Raw genomic sequence first — 5,597 nt, 5'->3', positions numbered from 1 at the left:
CCCCGCCCCCCCGGCCGCCCGCCCGCGGCCGCATTTCTCCCGGTCCCCCGCGTGGGGGGGGGGGGCGGACGCAGCCTGGCGGCAGCTGCTACGGGGAGGCTCAAATGCATTCAACCAGGCAAAAGTCGCCGCTTCAACGCCCTCCAGCCCGCACCAAGGATTGCCAGGCAGATCAAGGTCTTGCGCAACGGCAGTCGTTGCCGTTCCAGGGGCGCAGCGCTAGCAGGCACCTCTACCGTGGGTAGCGACCTTGCAGGTCGTGGTGCCTCGCGACGTGCGTACTCGACCAGGTCCTTGGGGAATACCATGTGGTCAATGGCAGAATCATCCATGCCGTAAAGGTACGCCACGGCACCCGCTTCAAATGCCCAGTAACCCACATACCCTCCTTCTTCACCGCCCAGGTGAATGTCCTTCCAAGGCGCGTGGGTAAAATGGCTATACCAATGCTCGCAATACTCCTTCAAAGATGCGTCTGCCGCATTCGTGGTGGTGGCGTGTATGGCCTCTATAAGCGGGGTATAAAGGCCGTGATACCACTCGTCAATCTCCTGCCTTTCAGGGAGATAGTGTTTGAGTAACGCTTCCAACAAAGCGTCTTCGCCATGGTAACCAGCACGATCGAACAGGGCGACGAAGCGGGGCAGCAGATCAGTGCGCTGTAGCAGAATGCACAAGCTTATGACTTGCACGCATTCCTCGAACTGGTCCGGGTAGTAACACAACGCTAAGGGTGAGATCTCCGGGCACTCTTCATAAATGGCCATGTTGCGCTGGCAGCGCTCATACTTGCGAACCAGGTCTTCCAGGCAGTCGCCAATCAGCTCAGGCTCCACGCCGGCCGTGTAGAACAGGCTAATACGGTTCAGTGCCGACCTTACAAAATGGCGAGCTCGCAAGGACGCCTCCTGTTCGGGGCTGTCTGACTCGAACTTATGGATGTTCCAGAACGCTTCTTCGCTATTGAAATGTTCGCGATAGTTATCGTATTGCTGCTGGCTCAGAAAAGGCTGTCGTCGGCGAATGGTCATTGGGGGGATTTGCAGTGCCATCTTCATTCGATCCGTCGGCAGGCCTGGGACACCAGTTCGTAATAATCCACTTCCAGGGGATCAACCCCCAATAAGCGAACCTCATCGGCGAGGCACTCGCTGTCTGGTGGTAGAAATTTGAATAGTTGGGGGTGGTACGCACGAGGGTCCTCACCGTAATACACCCTGGCATCCCCCACAGGCAGGTCCTCTAGACGAGTATGGCCTTGCCTATCGAGAACGCCTTCCCGGAAGGTGCCGTCAACAAATTCCACCCGGTACGCGGCCCCAGGAATGGGCGAAAGATTGTGATCATGCAGGTTCAGTTCCAGCCAACCGCGTTCGCCGCTGGCCAGCGCCTTGGCTTTTTGCCAAGGTTCATCGTCCTTCCACGGCGGAGGAACTTCTACCCCAGGTCTATCCCAATCCGGGCCCCACTCCAGAGCTAAAGCTGCCAGGTAGAAGCGCAACTCTTTACGGAAATGCTGCAGTTCTCGCACGCCCGGATTGGAGCAGGCAATCTGGTTGATGCTGCAGGGTTCTCCGCCGTCCACACCGTCACTACCCACACGGGCGTCGATGCTCCCTGGCTTGGGCCTGCTTGCGCGAAGGCTGCGGTCATAGTCGACGGCTGACGTGTTTCGCTGAATGCGGTTCCAATTCGCGATGCGCTTGGTCACTTCTTCAAGCCGCTGGGGCAAACGCGACAGGGCTACCCCCAACCCCAGGGCAGCGCCTTCCCGATCATCCTGGGTCAGGCTCTTCCAGCTGGCCGAGTTTGGCATTGCTTGGGATACATCCTGCAGGCTGTGGCGCAAATGGCGTACATCGAAGCATGTAGCCAGCAATGCTTCAGGGCTAGTCTTCACGCGCGCGCGTTGCAACACAAAACGCAGCATGTCGAACCAGTGCTTTGCAAAGCGTTGTGGTAGGCGGTTAACCAGGCGAAGGCAAGCCTTAAGTTCATTTCCAACGCCAGGCATCCACCCAATCAAGGCGAACAGCAGGTCACAGCAAGCTTCGGTAGTTGTCTGATCGCTGCTGGCGTGTAGTACGCGTATGGCTGACTGGGCAGTGTCGAACGCTTGGATTTCCTGATTCAGGTAGGGCATGCGCAGCAAGGCGATGTACTGGTCGATGTCGTCCAAAAGGTGTGAGTAATCGACTGACTCCTCGGGTACGGCTTGGGTCATGTAGGTTCCTTTGACCAATTTTCACGTAGGTTTTGGCCCGCGCGTGTTATTCCTTTTCTCCGGACCAGTACCAGATGGTTGCGCCCCATGATGAATCTTTGAACTCAGGCATAAACTCACCTAGGCTAAAGAAGCGCTTTGAGTTGGATTTTGCAGGGGTGTACCAAAATCCCGATCGTGGGCAGTTGCCACCGGCATAAACTTTCAACGCTTCCCCGGGGTTATCGCGTCTTCCAGTTTCTCGTGCATACTGTACGAGGTCTTTTGGGTAGACCATGTGATTTATCTGGCTGTCATCTATACCGTAAAGATATGCAATCGCGCCTGCTTCAAATGACCAGTACCCAAAATACCCTCCCTCCTCTTCTACGAGATGAGTATCGTGCCAAGGCGCTTGGGCAAAAGCTGGGTACCATTCCTTACAGTATTGATCAATCAAGTCTGAGGATTCTTGCGGTGTTTCTGCATATATGGCATAAAGCAGCTTTGAGTAAACTAAATGATACCAAGTGTCAACGTCCGTCCTGTGAGGAAGGACCTTTGCGAGTAAGTCCTCGTAGAGCGCGTCTTTCCCTGCGTAACCAGCGTTGTCAATCAAGGGGACAAAACGCGCTAACAGATCATTACGGTCTAACAGAATGCAGATGCTCATGATCTGAACGCATTCTTCGTATTGGTCCAGCCAGTCACCAATTGCCAGTGGTGAAATATTCTGAACGCCCTCATAGGCGGCAAGTGCTTTTTGGAAGGTTTCGTATTTGGTGATTACATTTTCAAGTAGTGGGTTTAAGTCATGAATCTCGGTGCCTGCTGTGTACTCCAGTATTAACCCACTAACGGAAGCGCTAAGAATCGACTGTGCTTTTAAGGAATTCTCCTCTTCCTTAGAATCAGAGTCTAGAGGTGTTTTGCTCCAGAATGCCTCAACGCCTCGATAGTGAGAGGCGAGTTTTTTGTAGACCGATTCGGTGAGAAAGACCTGCCGCCGTTTCATTTTATTGTTCCACTGCTAGTGATGACTGGTTTCCGTGCTTGACAGCGAGTGCCTTTTTCTTTTTGTTCACGGCCTTTTTTACTTCTACTTCATCATAATGGAATGCATCGTGATTTTCATGGTTCACATCGTTGCCCGTCCTCGCCGCCAAGGCGTGGTCTTTCGGACTGCCACTCGGATGATAGATGGGGGCATAAAAAAGGTGGCGGCTGTACGATGCTTGGACGGCTTCTTTATTGAAAGCGCCGACCGCTTTCGACAAGTTTTTTTCAATCCATTGCTTGCTCATCTGCACTACTATCTGTCGAGTTTCTGAAGTTGAGCTTCTAGTATCCGGCGCTGGCTGTGAAAGTCTTCGCTTGCCCGATCCGGCTGGTATACTATTCGAGCTTGCTTGGCCGCTATCTGTGTCAGTCGGTTCCAGTAATTCGCTTATATCCGCTATCCCAGAAACTCCGATTGTCGAACGCACCGAGGGCTTGCGGGTATTGTTTGTTTTCTTCAGAAATTTTGGGCTATCTTCTTTTCGACTGGCCTTTGCCTCAATAATAGCGAATTTTTTCCCGTTATTGTTTGCAGGGCTTGCTCGCCACACCGAGTCGATACCAGTGCCATTCGCGGGATCTGTGAGCTTATAGAGAATATGCTGGGCCTTGGGGTCTCCGCCCTTCGAAAGTTTTCCCATTTTTGAAAGGCTTGGCGTTCCTTCAGTCCAACGCCCATCAGCCCCTTTGTCATGTGCCTCCCAGTCCTTGCCCCAGCCAAATTGCTCTGCGCAAATATAATCAGCGATATGTTCGCCAATTACCCCTAATACCTCGTTAGAAAGCTCCGACAATATTCTTTGGCCAAGCGTTGATTTGTCACTGTGATTAGTGTGCGTAGTGCTACCCCCATCACACCCCTCCGATGCTACGACCGCATCCTTCGCCGCAGGTTTCGGGTGCGCCGCAGGCTTCTCGGAGCCACTCGAAGCAGCCGAACTATTACGCTGCACCTTCTTCCACTTCAACAACCGCTTCTCGACAATCCCCATCAGCCTCGGCATCCTCGGCATTGAACACCTCTGCCAGCAACACCTCCGGGCTGGTCTTGATCCCGCATTCACTGAGGATGAAACGCAGCAAATCAAACAGCACCGGCGCGAAGCGCTCCGGGTCGCGGTTCACCAGCCTGAAGCTTTTCTTCACCCCATCCCCGGGCCCCGGAATCCAGCCGATCAAGGCTAATATCAGGTCAAACTCGGCTTCTTCCTTGGCATCGGGTGTATCGGCGTTGTACAGCGTGATGCACGACTCCACGGTGTCGTAGGCATCGATGGCCTGCCCCAGTGCGGGCACGGCGCCAAGGGCGATGCCTTTGCTGATCTGGATGGCGGCGTCCTTGTAGGCGGCCTTGGTGGCGGCGTCGGCCGCAGCGACTGCTGCTGTCATGCGGTTCTCCCTGAAACGTGTTCGGCTACTGCCTGTAAATCAACCTGGGCCGGGTCGTAGCCCAGCGTGCGCAGGTCTGCATCGAGGTCGTCGTCGGTGGTGTCGGCGGCGGCGATGGTGGTGCGGGTGAAGGTGCTGGGGTCCTCGCCGTAGTGAACTTTGGTCGGGCCCGCAGGGACATCGTCCAGGCGCGCGTAGCCTTTTTCGTCGAGCTTGCCTTCCTTGACGGAGCCATCGGCGAATTCGACACGGTAGGTGGCGTTGGCCACAGGCTCCAGGTTCTTGTGGTGCAGGTTCAGTTCCAGCCAGGTCGGGTTGGCCACGGCGCCGGTCATCACCGCGCCGGCCTTGTCCGCATCCGCCGCCCCCGGCAGCCCCGGCGCCAGCAGGGATATCCCACTCCCCACACCCGCCGCCCCACCCGCATTCGCCTTGATCTGCGCGCCCACCAGGGTGATGCCGCCGGCATCGAGTTTGATGAAGCTGCTCCCCGCCTGCACGGTGATTTCCTGGCCGGCCTCGAGGGTCAGCTTCTGCCCGGCCTTGACGTGTATCTGCTGCCCAGCCTCGGTCAACTGCGCCACGCCCAGCTTGATGTGCTGGTTGTTGCCCACGTTCAGGTGGTCATCCACCTTCACCTCAACCTTGCGGTCGGCCAGGGTGGTGCGGTGTTCTTCGGCCATGAAGTGGCTGTAGCTGTTGGCCTCGACCGTGTCATGCCGCTCGTTGCCCACGCGGATGCTCTGGTTGTGCTCGATGTTCTCGTCCCAGTTGCGCTGGGCGTGGATGAAGATTTGTTCCTGGCCTTTCTTGTCCTCAATGCGCAGTTCGTTGAAGCCACCGCCGCCGGGGCTGCTCATGGTCTTGAACACGCTACGGGTCTTGTTGGCGGGCAGGTCGTAGGGCGCCTTGTTTTCAGCGTGGTACAGGCAGCCGCTGACCACCG

Annotated in this window: 6 protein-coding genes; all 6 read right to left on the bottom strand. The window is 55.9% G+C overall.

The window, feature by feature from the left end; translation table 11 throughout:
• Window positions 1-110: 110 nt before the first annotated feature.
• Window positions 111-1,052, bottom strand: coding sequence for a PoNe immunity protein domain-containing protein (locus tag AC0Z2B_RS19075; protein ID WP_476298722.1), 942 nt, complete (start codon window positions 1,050-1,052; stop codon window positions 111-113).
• Window positions 1,053-1,054: 2 nt separating this feature from the next.
• The gene (locus tag AC0Z2B_RS19070) at window positions 1,055-2,224 is read right to left on the bottom strand and encodes a hypothetical protein (RefSeq protein WP_476298720.1); all 1,170 of its coding nucleotides are present in this window, start codon (window positions 2,222-2,224) and stop codon (window positions 1,055-1,057) included.
• A gap of 46 nt (window positions 2,225-2,270) precedes the next feature.
• Window positions 2,271-3,218 carry a PoNe immunity protein domain-containing protein gene (locus AC0Z2B_RS19065; protein WP_476298718.1) on the bottom strand — a complete coding sequence of 316 codons (948 nt, stop codon included), beginning with the start codon at window positions 3,216-3,218 and terminating at the stop codon, window positions 2,271-2,273.
• Between the two features lies 1 nt (window position 3,219).
• Window positions 3,220-4,254, bottom strand: coding sequence for a hypothetical protein (locus tag AC0Z2B_RS19060; RefSeq protein ID WP_476298716.1), 1,035 nt, complete (start codon window positions 4,252-4,254; stop codon window positions 3,220-3,222).
• Entirely contained in the window at window positions 4,205-4,651 is a 447-nt protein-coding gene (locus AC0Z2B_RS19055) for a hypothetical protein (RefSeq protein WP_476298714.1), read from the bottom strand. Before AC0Z2B_RS19055 ends, AC0Z2B_RS19060 begins: the two co-directional genes overlap by 50 nt.
• On the bottom strand, window positions 4,648-5,597 hold a 950-nt coding region (locus AC0Z2B_RS19050), incomplete at its 5' end, for a bacteriophage T4 gp5 trimerisation domain-containing protein (protein ID WP_476298712.1). The genes AC0Z2B_RS19055 and AC0Z2B_RS19050, both read right to left, overlap by 4 nt.

The sequence above is a fragment of the Pseudomonas sp. GYB4201 genome (assembly GCF_056312595.1).
The sequence above is the reverse complement of the archived record's forward strand: the minus strand, read 5'-3'. Positions and strand labels throughout refer to the sequence as shown.

What these genes read in the sequence shown, in the direction of transcription:
- AC0Z2B_RS19075 (WP_476298722.1), bottom strand. Translation starts at nt 1,052, where the DNA reads ATGGCACTGCAAATCCCCCCAATGACCATTCGCCGACGACAGCCTTTT.
- AC0Z2B_RS19070 (WP_476298720.1), bottom strand. Translation starts at nt 2,224, where the DNA reads ATGACCCAAGCCGTACCCGAGGAGTCAGTCGATTACTCACACCTTTTG.
- AC0Z2B_RS19065 (WP_476298718.1), bottom strand. Translation starts at nt 3,218, where the DNA reads ATGAAACGGCGGCAGGTCTTTCTCACCGAATCGGTCTACAAAAAACTC.
- AC0Z2B_RS19060 (WP_476298716.1), bottom strand. Translation starts at nt 4,254, where the DNA reads ATGGGGATTGTCGAGAAGCGGTTGTTGAAGTGGAAGAAGGTGCAGCGT.
- AC0Z2B_RS19055 (WP_476298714.1), bottom strand. Translation starts at nt 4,651, where the DNA reads ATGACAGCAGCAGTCGCTGCGGCCGACGCCGCCACCAAGGCCGCCTAC.